The organism is Actinomadura chokoriensis, assembly GCF_041463665.1.
GTDB classification, from domain to species: domain Bacteria; phylum Actinomycetota; class Actinomycetes; order Streptosporangiales; family Streptosporangiaceae; genus Spirillospora; species Spirillospora chokoriensis_A.
Map to the genome: position 1 here is coordinate 104,685 of NZ_JAXCEJ010000014.1, position 17,168 is coordinate 121,852.

Genomic DNA, 17,168 nt, shown 5'->3' on the forward strand with positions numbered 1-17,168 from the left:
CCGGCAAATCGGTCGGCCAGGGACGTCGCGGGCGGGCATGCTGACCCGGTGAACGACAGCTTCCCGAGGCCGCGGCTCTTCGTCTGGACGGCCCTGCTCGTGGTGGGTGCCGCCACCTTCGCCGCCTGCCGGTCCTCCGCCGAGCCCCGCCCTGCGGACCGGTCGTCGTCGCCTCGCTCCACGAGCACCACCCCGGCGCCGTCCCCGCGGGAGCCGGTGCGGCTGGGAGAGACGGTGACGGCCACGAACGGCCCGCAGAGTCAGACCAGGGTCACCGTGCTCGCGTACCGCCAGCCTTTGCGGCCTCGCCCGGGCCGGGGCGTCCCACCCGGCCCAGGACGCGTGTACGCCGGGCTGGACGTCAGGATCTGCGTCGACCGCACTCCCAGCGTCGAAACACTGGGCTGGAAGGAGTGGAAGCTCGTCTACCGCGGCTCCACGGCCATCTCGCCGATGGAGACCGTGGGCCAGGACTGGTTCACAGTGCGGCTTTACCCGTCCAACAGGTACGTGAAGGCGGGCAAGTGCGTCCGAGACTGGATCCCCTTCGAGGTACCGAAGACCGAACGACCACTGCGGGTGGGGTACACCCCGCAGAACGACACCGGCCGGCCGGCCGACGGCGGCCCTGGCTGGAAACTCTGACGAACGGCGGACGGACGCCGACCTGACCGTGCCCCGCAAGCGTTGACTCGTGGCGTGTCGCCCTCATGTGTGTGGCTGTACGGAGGCGACACGCCACAACTCAACGGAGGAGGTCGGACGGGGCCGTGCCGGTCTCGGTGAGGGGGAGACCGAGCGCGGCGCGTTCGGCCAGCCAGGTACTCGGGCGGTAGCGGGGGTCGCCGGTGGTCTCGTGCAGCCCACGCAGGATCCGCAGGACGCGGTCGGCGCCCTCGTGGTCGCCCCACTCCAGCGGGCCGCGCGGGTAGCCGAGACCGAGCCGGACGGCGGTGTCGATGTCCTGCGGACCGGCGAGCCGCTGCTCGGCGATGCCGCAGCCCACGTTCACGATCGAGGCGAGGAGCCGCTGAGCCACGGGGGCGGGCGCATCGCGGACGACGGTCACCGAACGTCCCGTCGCCGCGAGGGCGGCGAGACCGGCGCGGCCCGCATCCTTGTCGAGGTTCGGATGCACCATCACGGTCAGGCGGGTGAAGAAATCACCGAGCGGATCAACGCCCAAGGTGCGCTCCACCGGAAGCCCCTGGGCGGCGCCGACCGTGCTCTGCCCGAGTGGCGCGACGAGCACGACGGCCCGATCGGACGGCTCGTCCCCGGATTCGACCTCCACCCCCGAGGTGGAAAGCAGCGCACCAAGCCCTTCACGGACGTCCCCGTGCACCCACACTGGGCGCGGCTCCACCGCCGCGACCGTGACCTCCGGTGGCTCCTGCTTGGCACCGTCCACGTACTTGTAGAAGCCCTCGCCCGTCTTGCGTCCGTGCAGACCAGCATCCATGCGCGCCTGCCCGATCCTGGACGGACGGAACCGCGGCTCCCCGTAGAACCCCGTCCAGATGGACTCCATGACGGGGTGCGAGACGTCCATCCCGGTGAGGTCGAGCAGCTCGCAGGGGCCCATCTTGAGGCCGAGGACGTCCCGCGCGATGCGGTCAATGTCGACTGGCTCGGCGACCCCTTCGGACAGGATCTGCAGGGCCTCCGTCCCGAGGCCGCGCCCAGCGTGGTTGACGAGGAACCCGGGTGCGTCCGGCGCGAGCACCGGTTCGTGCCCGAGACGCCGGACGAGGTCGGCGAGCGCGGCCGGGATCCACTCCGCCGTGCGCGCTCCCGGAATCACCTCTACAAGGCGCATCAGCGGCACCGGATTGAAGAAGTGCAGCCCCGCCACCCTGGACGGATCCTCCAGAGCGGCCGCGATGGCCGTCACAGGCAGCGAACTGGTGTTGGTCACCAGGATCGTGTGCTTCGGGCACACCTTTTCCAGGGACGCGAACAGCTTCCGCTTCGTGTCCATGTCCTCCCGGACGGCCTCGACCACGAGGTCGCAGTTCTGGAAGGGGGTGAGCGGCTCCCCGACCGGCTGCAACCGTCCCTTGGCGGCCGCCGCCTCCTCGGCGGTCATCCGTCCCTTGCTCACGAGCTTGTCGAACATGCCGCCGATGTGCTCGGCCGCGCTGACCACGGCCTCCATCCGGATGTCGGCCAGCTCGACGCTCAGCCCGCCCGCCGCGGCGAGTTGCGCGATCCCGCGCCCCATCGCCCCGGTGCCGATCACCCGGATCGTCGTCACCTGCCGCGCCCACTGCTCCACCGTCGCCTCCTCGCCGTCGTCCGCTCCGTGCATTCAACCCTCCGGCACTGCGAGCCCCGGGGCCGCCCTCCCGAACCGGGGTCGTAGCCTGCGAAGTGCCCGATACCAGAGCATGAGGAGCCCATCATGCGCGACGCGGTGATCTGCGAGCCGCTGCGTACCCCGATCGGCCGGTTCGGCGGGACGCTGAAGACCGTCCCGCCCGTCGAGCTCGCCGCCACCGCCATCCGCGCGCTGGTCGAGCGCACCGGCCTGCCCGGCGACGCGATCGACGAGGTGGTCCTCGGCCACTGCTACCCGACGTCCGACGCCCCCGCGATCGGACGCGTCGCCGCGCTGGACGCCGGGCTGCCCGTCTCCGTCGGCGGCACGCAGCTCGACCGGCGCTGCGGGTCCGGGCTGCAGGCGGTCCTGGACGCGGCCATGCAGATCCAGACCGGCGTCAGCGACGTGATCATTGCGGGCGGCGCGGAGAGCATGAGCGGCGCGCCGTTCTACACGACGCGGGCCCGCTGGGGCGTCAGCGGGCCGTCCCTCGAACTGCACGACGCGCTCGCGCAGGGCCGCGTCACCGCTGGCGGCGTCAACCACCCGGTGCCCGGCGGCATGCTGGAGACCGCCGAGAACCTGCGCCGCGAGTACGGCATCGGGCGGCAGGAGCAGGACGAGCTGGCCGTCCGCTCCCATCAGCGCGCCGTCGCCGCGCAGCGGTCGGGCGTGTTCGCGGAAGAGATCGTCCCGGTGACCGTGAAGTCGCGGAAGGGGGACACGGTCGTCGACACCGACGAGCACCCCCGCCCGGACACCACCGTCGAGAGCCTGGCGAAGCTGCGTCCCGTCCTCGGCAGGAAGGACGACCAGGCCACGGTGACCGCCGGCAACGCCAGCGGCCAGAACGACGCCGCCGCCGTCTGCGTCGTCACGACGCCAGAGCGTGCCGCCGAACTGGGCCTGCGCCCCCTCGTCCGGCTCGTCTCGTGGGGCCGCGCCGGGGTGCCGCCCAAGACGATGGGCATCGGCCCGGTCCCCGCCACCGCCAAGGCCCTGGACGCCGCTGGACTCACCCTCGCCGACATCGACCTCATCGAGCTGAACGAGGCTTTCGCCGCGCAGGTCCTCGCGGTCACCCGCGAGTGGGGCCTCAAGGACGCCGACTGGGATCGCGTCAACGTCCACGGCTCCGGTATCTCCCTAGGCCACCCTGTCGGCGCGACCGGCGCCCGCATCCTCGCCACCCTCGCCCGCGAGATGCACCGCCGCGAAGCCCGCTATGGCCTCGAAACGATGTGCATAGGCGGCGGTCAGGGCCTCGCCGCCATCTTCGAGCGCGTCTGACGGCCGCAGGCCCTGCCGCGCGGTGAGCCGGTCAGGGTTGGTCTTGGGTCCAGGAGGGGTCGCGGCCGGTCAGGGCGATCAGGCGGTCCAGGGCCGGGGCGTCATCGGGGATCGACACGGCGGGGCCGAAGAGGCCGGGGACGCCTTTACCGTCGCTCTGCTCGACCGTCGGGCTGACGAAGGCGAGGCACGACTCGATCTCGTCGGCGCCGACCTCGTAGGGCTGGCCGGTGGCGCGGGCGATGTCCCAGCCGTGCACGACCAGCTCGTTCATCGCGACCCTCCCGGCCTGCTCGCCGGGCAGGTCGATGCCGCCGGCCGCCGTCATGCCGGACCACGCGTCCGGGGAGCGCCAGGCGGCGGTGAGCGCGTCGAGCCGCTCGGGGACGAGGGTGCGCCAGTCCGGCGGGAGGCGGGACGCGTCGGCGGACGGCGGCTGCGACCCGCCGTCCGGGGATTTCTTCGCGGCGGCCCACGTGAAGGCGAGGGTCAGCCCGTTCACGTGGTCGATCAGCGCGCCCAGGGCGGTGTCGGCGCAAGGCGTCGGGTTGGCGAGCAGATGGTCGGGGATGTTGGCGAGCAGGGTGGCCATGCGCTGGGCTGCGGGTTCCAGATCTGGCGTCGGGTTCATTGCAGGAGCCTCCGTTCGGCATACCGGTGGACGGGATCGCCCTGGACGGGCGGCGTCCTGTGATATGGACTCGGGAACCCGCCGATACTCATCGGCACCGCGAATCTCTAAGGTATGACGGGCGGCACGGCCTCCGGCCGATGGCTCCACGACCCCGAAGGGGGCTTGGAATGTGTTGACCAGGGCGTGTGACGCATAAGCTACTGCCGAGTAGTATTCGGGCCCCGGGTGAAGAGCAGTCTTTCGCGAGCCCTACGCTGACTGCCAGCACCCGTACCCCAGGAGGACGGAACAGTGTTCTGGATCACGTTGGTCATTGGGCTCGCCGCAACGGCGGTCGCTCTGGCGCTCGCCGCCCGGCGGGTGCTGTTCCTGTACGGCATCGCCAAGAGCGGGCAACCCGACCCCGAGCGGACGCTCCAGGTCAAGCGTGACCCCAAGAAGGCCGTCGAGGGCCAGGCCGTCGAAGTCCTGGGGCAGCGCAAACTGCTGAAGTGGACCCTGGCGGGCGCGGCGCACTTCGCCGTCATGTGGGCGTTCTTCCTGCTGGCGACCGTCTACCTGGAGGCGGGCGTCCAGCTGCTGTTCGGGCTCGAGGCGCACATCCCGGGCCTGCAGACGTGGGGGCCGATCGGGTTCGTCCAGGACACCATCGCCCTGGCGTGCTTCGTGGGCCTGATCGTGTTCACCTCCATCCGGGTGAAGAACTCGCCGAAGCGGATCGGGCGCAAGTCGCGGTTCAAGGGCTCGCACCTGTCGGGCGCCTGGATCACACTGTTCATGATCTTCAACGTGATCTGGACGATGTTCTTCTTCCGGGGCGTGGAGGTCGCCCGCGACAACTTCGGCTACGGCGGGGCGGCCTACTTCTCGCACCTGACCGGCAACCTGTTCGACGGGATCGGCGACGGCACCCTGGAGGTGCTGGAGTCGGTCGGGCTGCTGCTGCACATCGGCGTCGCGCTGGTCTTCCTGGTGTTCGTCGTCCACTCCAAGCACCTGCACATCTTCCTGGCGCCGCTGAACGTGATGTTCAAGCGCCGTCCGGACGGCCTCGGCGCCGCGCAGCCGATGATGTCGGGCGGCAAGCCGCTGGACTTCGAGGAGGCCGACCCCGACGAGGACGTCTTCGGCCGCGGCAAGATCGAGGACTTCACCTGGAAGGGCTTCCTCGACATGGCGACCTGCACCGAGTGCGGTCGCTGCCAGTCGCAGTGCCCGGCCTGGAACACCGGCAAGCCGCTGTCGCCGAAGATGCTGGTGCTGGAGCTGCGCGACCACGCGCTGGCCAAGGCGCCGTACATGCTCGCCTCGGAGGAGGCGCGCGGCCAGTTCACCGACGAGCAGAAGCTCGCCATGCAGGTGGACAAGGAGCTGGTCGGCGAGGACGGGGTCATCCACCCCGACGTGCTGTGGTCGTGCACCAACTGCGGCGCCTGCGTGGAGCAGTGCCCGGTCGACATCGAGCACATCGACCACATCCTGGACATGCGCCGCTTCCAGGTCATGATCGAGTCGAGCTTCCCGTCCGAGGCCGGCGTCATGCTGAAGAACCTGGAGAACAAGGGCAACCCGTGGGGCATGTCCGAGATGAAGCGCCTCGAATGGATCGAGGAGCTGGACTTCGAGGTCGAGGTCGTCGACGACAAGGTCTCCGAGGACACCGAGTACCTGTTCTGGGTCGGCTGCGCCGGCGCCCTGGAGGACCGGGCCAAGAAGACCACCAAGGCCGTCGCCGAGCTGCTGCACATCGCGGGCGTCAAGTTCGCCGTCCTCGGCCCGATGGAGGCGTGCACCGGTGACCCGGCCCGCCGCCTGGGCATGGAGTTCGTGTTCCAGATGCTCGGCCAGCAGAACGTCGAGACGCTGAACGACGCGGGCGTGAAGAAGATCGTGGCGACCTGCCCGCACTGCTTCAACACCCTGGCCAACGAGTACCCGCAGATCGGCGGGAACTACGAGGTCGTCCACCACACCCAGCTGCTCGCGCACCTCGTGGAGAGCGGCAAGCTCACCCCGGTCACGCCGATCGAGGAGAACATCACCTACCACGACCCCTGCTTCCTCGGCCGGCACAACAAGGTCTACAAGCAGCCGCGCGACATCATGGCGACCGTCCCCGGCGTCAAGACCCAGGAGATGCACCGGCACAAGGACCGCGGCTTCTGCTGCGGCGCCGGCGGCGCGCGGATGTGGATGGAAGAGCGCATCGGCAAGCGCATCAACACCGAGCGCGTGGACGAGGCGCTGGAGACCAACCCCGACACCGTCTCCACCGCCTGCCCGTTCTGCCTGGTGATGCTGGGCGACGCCATCAACGAGAAGAAGAACGAGGGCGCGGCCAAGGAGTCGCTGGAGGTCGTGGACGTCTCCCAGCTCCTGATCCGCTCCATCAAGGGCGAGGGCCGCGCGCCCGAGAAGGAGGCCGTCGCCGCCGAATAGGGCGGTGGACGTCCCCGGACGTAGCAGGCAGAAGGGGCCCCGAGCTTTACGGCTCGGGGCCCCTCTTCGCCTGTCCGGGGGTCCTCGCCTGTCCGGGGTCGTCCCGGCCGGGGTTTCAGGTGCCCGACGCCGGTTCCACGGGTTCGGCGTCGGTGGCCGGCGGCACCGCGATCAGCATGTCGCGCACGGCGTACAGCGCCTGGTAGGGCAGGATCTCCCGGGTCGCGAGGTCGTCCACGGAGACGAGCGGGCCGTGGGCCGTCCGGGCAAGCACGATCAGCTTCGCGTGGTAGGGGTCCACGCCCGGCAGCGAGGCGAGCAGATGCTCGGGCGCCGAGTTGACGTCGACCAGTCCGCCGTCGTCGAACGTGCGGGGCAGATCGGGACGTCCGATGCCGAGCCGGCGGGCGATCGACGGATGGTGCGCCGCCAGCGACCGGGCCTGCTCCCGGCGGGCCCGCCGCTCGATCAGCTGGACGTCGAGGGCGGGCACGCCGCCGCCTCCGTGTGCGGCGGCTCCGTGTGCGGCGGCTCCGTGTGCGGCGGCCGGGTGCGCGTCGGCGGTGAGGATCGCGAGGTGGACGGCGCCGCCGAACATGGTGACCAGCAGCGCCGTGAGGATCGGCCCGTCCCAGACGGTGCTCTGTTCCGGGTCGCTGCTCGTGGCGCCGACGAAGAAGCCGATCCAGAGCACGAGGTAGCCGGCGGCGGACACGGCGAGCCGCCGGCTCCGCCGCCGTCCCGCGTAGTAGGCGATCAGCGCCCAGGTCACCACCCCGAAGCTGATCATCGGGAGGACGAGCAGCCCGGCGCGCAGCGGCCCCGCCATCCGTCGCCCGGCCGGCCCCGCCTGGAACTGCGTCGGCCAGGCCGCGTGCTTTCCGGCGAAGTGATGGCCCGCGACGGCGCCCACGGCGGGCGCGCCGTAAAGGGGGCCGGAAGCCGGGGGAGCGGGGGCGGCCATCGGGACGGACGGGATCACGTCCGCCGAGGGCGCGGGTGCCGGACGGGGAACGAGCGGCGGATCGGGCGGGACGAAGCCGGGGGAGGGCACGTGCGGATCGTCGCCTGCCTCGCCTGCCTCGACCGCCGCTTCGACCGGCTCGGGCGGTTCGGATGCGGTCGGCGCGGCCAGCGACGGGTCGGAGCGCAGGATGCCGAGGTGCAGGTTCTGCAGGCGCTCGCCGGGCTCGACGCCGAACTCGTCGGCGAAGAAGTCGCGTGCGTCCCGGTAGGCCGCGAGGGCCTCCGCCTGCCGGCCGCACCGGTAGAGCGCCAGCATCAGCAGGTAGCGGAAGCCTTCCCGGAGCGGGAACTCGGCGACCAGCCGGAGCAGTTCGGGGACGAGCCGCGCGTGCTCCCCCGATTCCAGCCCCGCTTCGGCGCACGCTTCCAGCCCGGCCGCGCGCGTCTCCTCAAGACGGTCCCGCGCGGCGTCGAAGAACGAGCCGTTCAGGCCCGCCAGCGCCTGGCCACGCCACATCGCGAGCGCCTCGCGCAGCATCGCCTCCGCGTGCGCCCCGTCGCCGCCCGCGAGCACGGCCTGGGCAGCGCGCACCCGGTCCTGGAAGACCTCGGCGTCCAGACCCCCGTCCGGGACGTTCAGCGCGTATCCGGCACCGGTCAGCGTGAGCAGCCGTCCCGGAGCGCGCGGCGAACGGTCGGGCTCCAGCGCGCGGCGCAGTCCGGCCACGTACTTCTGGACGACGTTCGCGCCGTTGTCGGGAGGCTCGTCCCCCCACACCGCCCGCACGATCGACGTCGTCGACACCGGCCGGTTGGGCGTCAGCAGCAGGACGGCGAGGACCGCGCGCTGCTTGCCCGGCCCCAGGTCGAGCTCCCGTCCGTCCCGCCACGCGGCCGTCCGGCCCAGGATCTCGAAGCGCAGTGAAGGCCTTTCGTCTGGCAGCGCGACCACCTCCGCTCACTGTCCCCCGAGCATCCTGGCAGCCGTTCGGCAGCGTGGACGCAGTGACCGCAGCATAACGACAGTGATCCGGCACCCGCCTATAACAGGCTCATTCTGGACATCGGGGGCGATGTCCTATGTAGCAAGAGAGAGGGGACCTCGGGTGCCTCATCACCGACTGCGGGCCGGCCGAGCATCGGCCGCGCTCGTCCTTGTTATCGCCTTCGGGACGGCCTGCGGCCCGGCGGAGAAGGCTGAGACGACATCGAAGAAGACGTCCGTGCCCGCCAAGGGCTCGGCGACCAGTCCCGCCGCCGCGGCGTCCAACGGGGTGGAGAAACTGCGGGCCGCCGACATCCTGTCCCGGGCGCGCAAGGCGACGGCCGCGGCGAAGTCGCTGCGCATGCGAGGGAACGTCGAGGACGGCGGCGAAAAGTACGCGCTCGACTTCCGCTACTCGGGGAAGACCAAGTTGACCGGATGGTTCCAGCAGGGCAACCAGCGGGTCGAGATCACCCGGATCGGCAAGGACATCTACCTCAAGGGCAACGACGCGTTCTGGAAGTCGATCGGCGGTAAGGGCGCGGTGCAGGTGTTCTCCGGCAAGCACCTCAAGACGACCACCCGCTCCGCCGACTTCAAGGACATCGCGGTGTTCACCGACCGCACGGGCATCTTCAACGAGGCCGTGAAGTCCGTGGACACATGGAAGAAGGGCGAGACCGGGACGGTCGGGACAACGCCCGCCTTGAGCCTCACCGGTGCGGCCAACGAAAAGATCCAGGTGGCGACAAAGGGAGAGCCGTACGTGCTGCTCCTGGACGGCGGTCCAGGGAACCGCATCGAGTATCTCGCGTACGGGGAGCCGGTGGACGTTAAGCGTCCGCCCGCCGGCAGCGTGGTCGACGAGAACGCCTTCGGCTGACCGCCGATCGACCGGCAACTGATCGGCCGTCCGCCCGGCGGCACCCGGGGCCGCGGGTGCCCGCCGGGCGGACGGCGCCTCCCCACGGCGGATGCAGCGCCGCCCCCGAGGTTCCGAACGGGGGCTCCCTGGTAAGACACGGGGATGGCCGTGCTCGTGTCCGTCCTCGCGTTCGCGATGACGCTCGCCGGCGGACTCGCGGCGATGCGGGTGCGCGACCGGCGGCACCTCGTCCTCGGGCTGGCTGGCGGGCTGATGCTCGGCGTCGTCGCGTTCGACCTGATCCCCGAGTCGCTGGACATGACGCGGCACCGCCCATTCGGCGTGCCCGCACCGATGATCGGCTTCGCTGCCGGGTTCGTCCTGCTGCACGTCGTCGAGCAGGCCGTCGCGATCCACCGCGCCCACGAGGACGAGTACGCTCCGCACGTCCACATGCACGGCGCGTCCGCCGGTGCGGGCGCCGGCGAGGGCTCGGGCGGGCTGGTCGCGGCGTCCGCGCTCGTCCTGCACAGCCTGGTGGACGGCCTCAGCATCGGCCTCGGCTTCCAGTCCGGGACGGACGTCGGCGCCTTCGTGGCGCTGGCCGTGATCACACACGACTTCGCCGACGGATTCAACACCTTCACCGCCGCCTCGCTGAACCGCGCCGACCGCCGTCCCGCCGTCCTGCTCCTGTTCGCGGACGCCGTCGCCCCCGTCGCAGGGGCCGCGCTCGGCACGCTGGCGACCGTCCCGGAGGCCGTTCTCGGGCCCTACCTCGGGACGTTCGCCGGCGTCCTGCTGTACCTGGCCGCCGCCGAGATCCTGCCCGAGGCGCACAGCGTCCACCCACGCGTCATGACGCTCTGCGCGACCGGTGTCGGCCTTGTCGCCATCCTGTTCAGCGTGAGCCTCGCACGCTGACCTCGCTCTTCCCGCGGCGAAGGGCCGCCCGGCATCGCCGGACGGCCCTTCCTCTGCTGCTCGGAACGTTCCCGGACGATCAGCCCGTCGTGGACGTGGCGTAGCTCTGGTTGGCCTTCAACCACTCGTCCACGGCCTGGTCGGGCTTGCCCTTGTACTTGTTCTCCATGAGGTCCTCAAGGTCCCCCAGCTGCTTGTCGTCCATCCTGAACTTCTTCAGCCAGCCGGCGACCTCGGGCTGGTCCTTGCCGAAGCCCTCACGAGCGACCGTGTAGACGCCGTCCGGCTTGCCCATGGCGCCCTTCGGGTCCTTCAGGTCGCGGATGGGGAGCTTCGAGTACGCCCAATGGGGACGCCACAGCGTGACGACGATGTCCTTCTTGGCGTCGACGGCCTTCTTCAGCTCGGTCAGCATCGCGGCCGTCGAGGACGTCGTCACCTTGTACTCGTCCTGGAGGCCGTACGCGGGGAGCATCTTCTCCTGCGACACCCGGTACAGGCCGGAGCTCTTCTCGATGCCGACGATCTTGCCGTCGTAGGCGCCGCCCTTGCCCTTGAGGTCGTCGAGCGACTGCAGCGGCGAGTACTCCGGCACCGCGATCGTCAGCGGCGCCGAGTCGTACCAGGTACCGACCTTCTCCAGCTTGTCGCCGTACTGCTTCCAGTAGTCCTCGTGGGTGCCCGGCAGCCAGGAGTCCAGGAAGAGGTCGACGTCCCCCTTCGACATGCCGGCGTAGAGCGGGCCGGTGTCGAGTGTCTTGACCTCGACCTTGTAGCCCTTGTCGGTCAGCAGCCGCTTCCAGAGCGCCGTCGCCGCCTCGCCCTCGGCCCAGCCGGAGACCATGCCGATGGTGATGTTCTTGTCGTTCTCACCCCCGCCCGAGTCAGAGTCGCCGCACGCGGCGGCGCTCAGGCCGAGCGTCAGCGTCAACGCCGCGACCGTCAGACCCTTGAACTTGAAACGCATGCCCATCCCTTCGTTGGCTTGCATCAGTGGAGGTAGGGGAGCGGAACTCTCCGCCGGCTCCGGCGGGCGGGCTCTGCCGTGGATTCAGCCGACGAGGTCGGCCGAGGGCGCGGCCACGTCGCGGGGGGCCGCTCCGCGGGTGGCCTTACCGCGCGCGAACAGTGCGCGGAACATGCTCGTGCCCTCGCCAAGGGCGCCGGTGATGCGGTCCAGGTAGATGGCCAGGATGACGACGGCGATGCCGCCCTCGAAGCCCTTCGCCACGTCCACCCGGTTGATGCCCTCCAGCACCACGCCGCCGAGGCCGCCCGCGCCGACCATGCCGGCGATGACGACCATCGACAGCGACAGCATGATCAGCTGGTTGACGCCCGCCATGATGGACGGCATCGCGAGCGGGATCTGGATCCGGGTCAGGATCCGGTTCGGCGGCGTGCCGAACGCCTCGCCCGCCTCCACCATCTCCGGGTCGACGCCGCGGATGCCGAGTTCGGTCAGCCGCACCCCCGGCGGCATCGCGAAGATGACCGTCGCGACCACTCCGGGCACGGAGCCGATGCTGAAGAAGAAGATCGCCGGGATCAGGTAGACGAACGCCGGCATCGTCTGCATGAAGTCGAGGACGGGCCGGACGATCCGGCTCACCACGTCGCTGCGCGCCGCCGCGATGCCGATCGGTATCGACAGGACCGTGGACACCAGCGCCGAAACGAGCACCAGGGCGAGGGAGTCCATCGAGTCGTCCCACAACTCCATGCTGTCGATCAGCGCGAAGCCGAGGATCGTGAACACGCCCAGCTTCCAGCCGCTGATCGCCAGCGCGATGACGGCGAGCACCAGGGTCAGCACCAGCGGCGGCGCGAGCGTCAGGACGTCCGTCAGCCCGTCGACCGACGCCTCGATCGCCGTCCCGATCCCGTCGAACAGCCACGACAGGTGGTCGGTGCACCAGCTCACCAGGTTGTCGAACCACTCGCCGACAGGCGCCCGGGGCAGCTCGATCGCGTCAATCACCGTCGCCGCCCTCCTTCGCCAGCGCGAGTTCCGGTTCGTCGTCGACGACCTCGTCCACCTGCGAGTTGATCGCACCGAGCGCGGCCAGCAGCGTCACCCTCGGGATCACCCCGACGAGCGTCCCGTCCTCGTCCGCGACCGGTACCGGCAGGGCGCTCTCGGCGCACCGGGCGAACAGGTCCGCGACGGGGGTGTCCGGCGCCACGGGCTCCAGATCGTCCGGGTCGATGAGGCCCTCCAGCGTCTGGACGTTCTCCTGCACCGCTTCGGCGACCACCGGGCCGCGCACCCGCCCGATCAGCTTGCGGTCACGTCCGATCACGAACGCCGCCGACGTCTGGTGCTCGCGCATCGTCCTGAGCGCCGTCCGCGGGCCCGTCGACGCCAGCACCGTGACCAGCGGCTTCTCCATGACGGACGACGCCGTCAGCACCCTGGTACGGTCCACGTCCGCGACGAACTGGGCCACGTAGTCGTTCGCCGGATCGGTCAGGATCTCCTCGGCCGTGCCGATCTGCACGATCCGGCCCTCCCGCATCACCGCGATCCGGTCGCCGATGCGCATGGCCTCGTTGAGGTCGTGCGTGATGAAGACGATGGTCTTCCCGAAGCGCCCTTGCAGGTCCAGCAGCAGATCCTGGACCTCCCGCCGGATGAGCGGGTCCAGGGCGCTGAACGCCTCGTCCATCAAGATGATGTCGGTGCCCGACGCGAGCGCGCGGGCGAGCCCGACGCGCTGCTGCATACCGCCCGACAACTGGCCGGGAACCTTGTCCTCCCAGCCTTCGAGCCCCACCAGCGCCAGGAACTCCCGGGCCTTCTTCTCCCGTTCCGCCTTCGCGACGCCACGGACCTCGAGCCCGTACGCCGCGTTGGCCAGCACCGTCCTGTGCGGGAACAGCGCGAAGTGCTGGAAGACCATACTGATCTTGTGCTGCCGGAGTGCCCGGAGCGCCTTCGGCGACATCTTCGCGATGTCGTGACCGTCGATCTCGACGCTCCCGGAGGTCACCCCCAGCAGCCCGTTCAACGTCCGGATCAGGGTCGACTTCCCCGACCCCGACAGCCCCATGACCACGAAGATCTCGCCCTGCCGGACCTCGAACGAGGCGTCCACCACGGCCGGTGTGACCCCGAGGTCGCGGACCGCCTTCAGATCGGCGCCCGCGTCGAGCTTCCGCTGTGCCTCTGCCGCCTTACGACCGAAGAGCTTGGTGACGCCTTCCGCGCGGAGTACTGACACGTTCTCCTTCCGGGTCCCCGCGTCGATGCGCGGAAACGGTCGCCCTGAGCGCCGACGTCTCACGCAAAGAGAAGGTAAACCGGACGTCAACGTTGTGCGTCACCCGAAACTACCCGTCCGGAGAAGATGTTTCATCTTTCGGGGTTTTGTATAACGTTCAGGTTGCGAACGGGCTACACTTTCGTCCGGTGGAAGTTCAGGTACGACCGCGACGGCGTCGGCCCCCGCTGGTCCTGGTACCGCGACCCGTACTTCGCCGACCCGTACGGGTACTCCGCCGGCGAACTCGTCCGGAACAGGCACATCTGCCCGATCTTCATCCCTGGCCACAACTTGATCGGCAGCGTCGCCACATTCGACAGCTCCAACGTGACATGACCGCTGAACCCGGGATCGATCCACCCCGCCGTCGAGTGCGTGAGCAGCCCCAGCCGCCCCAGGCTGGACTTCCCCTCCAACCGCGCCGCGAGGTCCTCGGGCAACCCGAACACCTCATACGTGGACGCGAGCACGAACTCCCCAGGATGCAGGACGAACGCCTCCTCGGCCTCGACCTCCACCAGCCGCGTCAGATCCGCCTGCTCAACGGCCGGATCGATGTGCGGATACTTGTGGTTCTCGAACACCCGGAAGTACCGGTCCAGCCTCACGTCCACACTGGACGGCTGAACCATGCCGGACTCGTACGGGTCGATCTTCACCCGCCCAGACTCGAGTTCGGCCCTGATGTCACGATCGGAGAGCAGCACCCCGAAACGCTATCCCACCCCACACCCCCACCGACGATCCGGTACAGTATGCACAGCATGGAGCGCCGCAAGGCCCCACGCGGGTGTAGTTCAATGGTAGAACTTCAGCTTCCCAAGCTGACAGCGCGGGTTCGATTCCCGTCACCCGCTCCCAAGGTGAAGGCCCAGGCCAGTGACTCATCGCTGACTCTGGGCCTCTTCTGTTCATCAGCCACCGTGCCCGCTACGTGCCCGATCCCTTGGGCTTGCTCCGCTTCTGGCCCTTCTTGCTCTTCTTGAGTTCTCGCGCGGCCATCTTGCCGAGCGACGAGGCGATCTCCCGGTCACGCTCCCGTCGCGCGTGCAGGTAGACCTGCGCGGCCCGCGTGGAGGAGTGCCCCATCCGGCTCATCAGCTCAGCCAGCGACGCCCCCGACTCGGCCGCTTAGGTGTTGCCCGTGTGCCGAAGGTCATGGACGTGGATCGCACCGACCTCCAACTCTGCCTTCTCCAGCGCCCGCGCCCAGACCTTGGAGAAGTTGCCCCGCCGAAGCTGCCCGCCCCGGACGCCGACGAACACGAAGCCCGTGGGGCAGGGCTGGGCGTACTCGTCCAGGGCTTGCGCAGGTCAGGGAGGATCAGGTCGGGAAAGACGACCTTGCGCCGGCTGGCTTTCTTTCGACTTGGCGTTCCCTTGACCAGCGGCCCCAGCTCATAGACGGTTTCCTCCACCGGACCGTCCCGGCGTCGAGATCAAGGGGCGGCGGCGCTCAGGCCGCTGCGCGGCCCCGCGCCAGGACGCCCGGAGCGTGCGGCGTGGGCGCCGGTCACCGGACGGCCGCGCCGGGCCGCGCATCCTGCCACTGCCGCCCAGTCCGCCACGCGCCGGCGGTCACGGGGGCCGCGCCGCCGCCTACAGGCCGGGTCCGGTGGGGACTACCCAGGAACGTCGATCGCACGTCACGCGTACGGCCACCCCGTGAGCCGCCTCTTACTCCCACCGGTTCGGCCACAAGGACCTCGGGCACCCCGGAGCGCCTGTTGTCGGGACAGCGCGAGCCTACATCCCGCAAGAGCTTCAAACACGCCTCCGGCGGAGGCACTCCGACTCCGGGAAGCACAGGGCGTGTCCGTGACGGTCGCCGAAGGTTGGGGTAGGAAGCCTGAGCTTCCCGTCTGCCGTCGTCCCGATCGGAGATCTACCAGACCCGGGCCAGGGGCGAAGGTCGTTCGTCCAGTGGGGCGCTCCACCTTCACCCCCTGGCCCTGGCCCGGCAGCGCGGAGCGCGGGACGACGGAGGCATGCCGCTGGCCGACCGGGGATCGGCCGCTGCACTGGGCGATCAACCGGACCAGCCATATCCGCAAGATCTTTCCCCAGTACTATGAGGGACCCCCACGTCGACATCGAGGGTGTGCCCGACCCGAACACGTCCCCTGGATCGGCCCGCCCCATCCGGGGCACCTCAGCCCGGTGTCAGCGGCTTCACCGCTCAGAAATCCTCCGCCACGTCGTCAGTTCTGGTAGCCCCTCGCCACCTGCGGAAGGATTGACGACCATGACCGACGCCAGACTGCTAGGCGACGACGAGGCCGCGTTCATCGCGGCGGCCCGCTCAAACGACGCAGCACAGTTCGCGCTCATCACGGAGCGCTACCGGCGTGAGCTGCGGGTGCACTGCTACCGGATGCTCGCGAACTACGAGGACGCCCAGGACATGACGCAGGAGACGTTCCTGCGGGTGTGGAACAAGCGGGAGTCGTTCAAGGGGCACGCTGCGCTGCGGACCTGGCTGTACCGGATCGCGACGAACGCCTGCCTCGACTTCCTGGAGAAGCGCAACGACCGCACACCCGTGCCTGCCGAGCTGCCGGACGCGGGCTCGGAAGTGCGCTACCTGCAGCCCTACCCGGACCGGATGCTCCCGGAGGACCCGCAGGAATCGGTCGTGGCGCGGGAGACGATCGAGCTGGCGTTCATCGTCGCCGTCCAGCACCTGCCGCCGCGGCAGCGGGCCGTGTTCATCCTGCGCGACGTCCTCGGCTGGCCGGCCTCGAAGGCCGCCGACGCCCTCGAGCTGACCGTCGCATCGGTGACCAGCGCACTGCAGCGGGCGCGCGTGACGATGCGCGAGCAGTTGCCCGCCCGCCGCCTCGACTGGCGGAGCCCCGCCACGCACGAGCTGTCGGATGACGAGCGCGGCGTGGTGAGGTCGTATATGGACGCCCATGAGCGCAACGACCTCGACGGGCTGATGGCCCTGCTGCGCGACGACCTGCGCTTCGCGATGCTGCCCGACCCGGGCACCTTGATCGTCACGGCCAGGGACGCAGTGGACGGCTGGGTCTCCGGTGGGCTGTTCCAGCGTGGCCACGACGACTGGCGCTGCATCGCCACGACGGTCAACCGCATGCCTGCCGCCGTGCTGTACCTCCGCACCCCCGACAACCCGGAATACCGTTTGTTCAACATCGCGATCCTGCACATCGTCGACGGGAAGATCGCCGAGCTCACCGGATTCGACGCCACCGACAAACCATGGCTGGGCCTGCCCGCGGCGCTGTGATCAGACAAGTCCCCATCGTGGACGAGTCCAGCGCACGGGCAGGCGTCGCCGAAGTCACCGCGGAATGAGCACCCCGACCAACTGAACACCAACGCGGCAACGCGAACACCAGGTGCCCGAAGAACACCGTCAGATCAACGAGGCCGTCGTCCTCATCTTCAGCGAGTCGGTCAACAGCTCACTTGGAACGCGAGGAAGGACCCGGGAAAGGGTTCCCTCATAG

At 69.8% G+C, this 17,168-nt stretch carries 12 protein-coding genes, 1 tRNA gene and 2 pseudogenes; 7 read left to right on the forward strand and 8 right to left on the reverse strand.

Annotated features, from left to right (window positions below):
• Nucleotides 1-48: 48 nt before the first annotated feature.
• Entirely contained in the window at nt 49-645 is a 597-nt protein-coding gene (locus SM418_RS21800; RefSeq protein WP_371943156.1) for a hypothetical protein, read from the forward strand.
• A 100-nt stretch (nt 646-745) separates the two neighbouring features.
• Here the strand turns inward: SM418_RS21800 and SM418_RS21805 are convergent, their stop codons facing one another.
• Nucleotides 746-2,311, reverse strand: a complete 1,566-nt coding sequence (locus tag SM418_RS21805) for a 3-hydroxyacyl-CoA dehydrogenase (RefSeq protein WP_371943154.1) — start codon at nt 2,309-2,311, stop codon at nt 746-748.
• 93 nt (nt 2,312-2,404) lie between these two features.
• On the opposite strand from SM418_RS21805, the gene SM418_RS21810 reads away from it, so the two are divergent.
• Nucleotides 2,405-3,613, forward strand: a complete 1,209-nt coding sequence (locus SM418_RS21810) for an acetyl-CoA C-acetyltransferase (RefSeq protein ID WP_371943152.1) — start codon at nt 2,405-2,407, stop codon at nt 3,611-3,613.
• Between the two features lie 31 nt (nt 3,614-3,644).
• On the opposite strand, the gene SM418_RS21815 is transcribed toward SM418_RS21810, so the two are convergent.
• Nucleotides 3,645-4,244 carry a TIGR03086 family metal-binding protein gene (locus SM418_RS21815; protein ID WP_371943150.1) on the reverse strand — a complete coding sequence of 200 codons (600 nt, stop codon included), beginning with the start codon at nt 4,242-4,244 and terminating at the stop codon, nt 3,645-3,647.
• Nucleotides 4,245-4,538: 294 nt separating this feature from the next.
• On the opposite strand from SM418_RS21815, the gene SM418_RS21820 reads away from it, so the two are divergent.
• Complete coding sequence (locus SM418_RS21820) at nt 4,539-6,686, forward strand: (Fe-S)-binding protein (RefSeq protein ID WP_371943149.1); 2,148 nt, start codon at nt 4,539-4,541, stop codon at nt 6,684-6,686.
• Between the two features lie 115 nt (nt 6,687-6,801).
• Here the strand turns inward: SM418_RS21820 and SM418_RS21825 are convergent, their stop codons facing one another.
• Complete coding sequence (locus SM418_RS21825; RefSeq protein ID WP_371943147.1) at nt 6,802-8,604, reverse strand: BTAD domain-containing putative transcriptional regulator; 1,803 nt, start codon at nt 8,602-8,604, stop codon at nt 6,802-6,804.
• Between the two features lie 154 nt (nt 8,605-8,758).
• On the opposite strand from SM418_RS21825, the gene SM418_RS21830 reads away from it, so the two are divergent.
• Both SM418_RS21830 and SM418_RS21835 read left to right on the forward strand, forming a co-directional pair.
• The gene (locus SM418_RS21830) at nt 8,759-9,520 is read left to right on the forward strand and encodes a hypothetical protein (RefSeq protein WP_371943145.1); all 762 of its coding nucleotides are present in this window, start codon (nt 8,759-8,761) and stop codon (nt 9,518-9,520) included.
• A 144-nt stretch (nt 9,521-9,664) separates the two neighbouring features.
• Complete coding sequence (locus SM418_RS21835) at nt 9,665-10,426, forward strand: ZIP family metal transporter (protein ID WP_371943144.1); 762 nt, start codon at nt 9,665-9,667, stop codon at nt 10,424-10,426.
• A 79-nt stretch (nt 10,427-10,505) separates the two neighbouring features.
• Here SM418_RS21835 and SM418_RS21840 read toward each other — a convergent pair whose 3' ends face one another.
• From SM418_RS21840 to dcd, 4 genes and pseudogenes are all read right to left on the reverse strand, one after another.
• Complete coding sequence (locus SM418_RS21840) at nt 10,506-11,393, reverse strand: glycine betaine ABC transporter substrate-binding protein (protein WP_371943142.1); 888 nt, start codon at nt 11,391-11,393, stop codon at nt 10,506-10,508.
• Between the two features lie 165 nt (nt 11,394-11,558).
• Nucleotides 11,559-12,266, reverse strand: a pseudogene (locus tag SM418_RS21845) (ABC transporter permease); the annotation flags it as partial.
• Between the two features lie 133 nt (nt 12,267-12,399).
• Entirely contained in the window at nt 12,400-13,650 is a 1,251-nt protein-coding gene (locus SM418_RS21850) for a quaternary amine ABC transporter ATP-binding protein (protein WP_371943140.1), read from the reverse strand.
• A gap of 173 nt (nt 13,651-13,823) precedes the next feature.
• Nucleotides 13,824-14,399 carry a dCTP deaminase gene (dcd, locus tag SM418_RS21855; RefSeq protein WP_371943139.1) on the reverse strand — a complete coding sequence of 192 codons (576 nt, stop codon included), beginning with the start codon at nt 14,397-14,399 and terminating at the stop codon, nt 13,824-13,826.
• A 79-nt stretch (nt 14,400-14,478) separates the two neighbouring features.
• Here dcd and SM418_RS21860 point away from each other — a divergent pair.
• Nucleotides 14,479-14,549 (forward strand) — tRNA-Gly (locus SM418_RS21860).
• Between the two features lie 73 nt (nt 14,550-14,622).
• On the opposite strand, the pseudogene SM418_RS38030 reads toward SM418_RS21860, so the two are convergent.
• Nucleotides 14,623-15,136, reverse strand: a pseudogene (locus tag SM418_RS38030) (tyrosine-type recombinase/integrase); the annotation flags it as partial.
• Nucleotides 15,137-15,937: 801 nt separating this feature from the next.
• On the opposite strand from SM418_RS38030, the gene SM418_RS21875 reads away from it, so the two are divergent.
• The gene (locus tag SM418_RS21875; RefSeq protein ID WP_371943135.1) at nt 15,938-16,945 is read left to right on the forward strand and encodes an RNA polymerase subunit sigma-70; all 1,008 of its coding nucleotides are present in this window, start codon (nt 15,938-15,940) and stop codon (nt 16,943-16,945) included.
• Nucleotides 16,946-17,168: the final 223 nt, after the last annotated feature.

Coding starts and splice junctions, on each gene's coding strand:
- SM418_RS21805 (WP_371943154.1), bottom strand. CDS start 2,311: ATGCACGGAGCGGACGACGGCGAGGAGGCGACGGTGGAGCAGTGGGCG.
- SM418_RS21810 (WP_371943152.1), top strand. CDS start 2,405: ATGCGCGACGCGGTGATCTGCGAGCCGCTGCGTACCCCGATCGGCCGG.
- SM418_RS21815 (WP_371943150.1), bottom strand. CDS start 4,244: ATGAACCCGACGCCAGATCTGGAACCCGCAGCCCAGCGCATGGCCACC.
- SM418_RS21835 (WP_371943144.1), top strand. CDS start 9,665: ATGGCCGTGCTCGTGTCCGTCCTCGCGTTCGCGATGACGCTCGCCGGC.
- SM418_RS21840 (WP_371943142.1), bottom strand. CDS start 11,393: ATGCGTTTCAAGTTCAAGGGTCTGACGGTCGCGGCGTTGACGCTGACG.
- SM418_RS21875 (WP_371943135.1), top strand. CDS start 15,938: ATGACCGACGCCAGACTGCTAGGCGACGACGAGGCCGCGTTCATCGCG.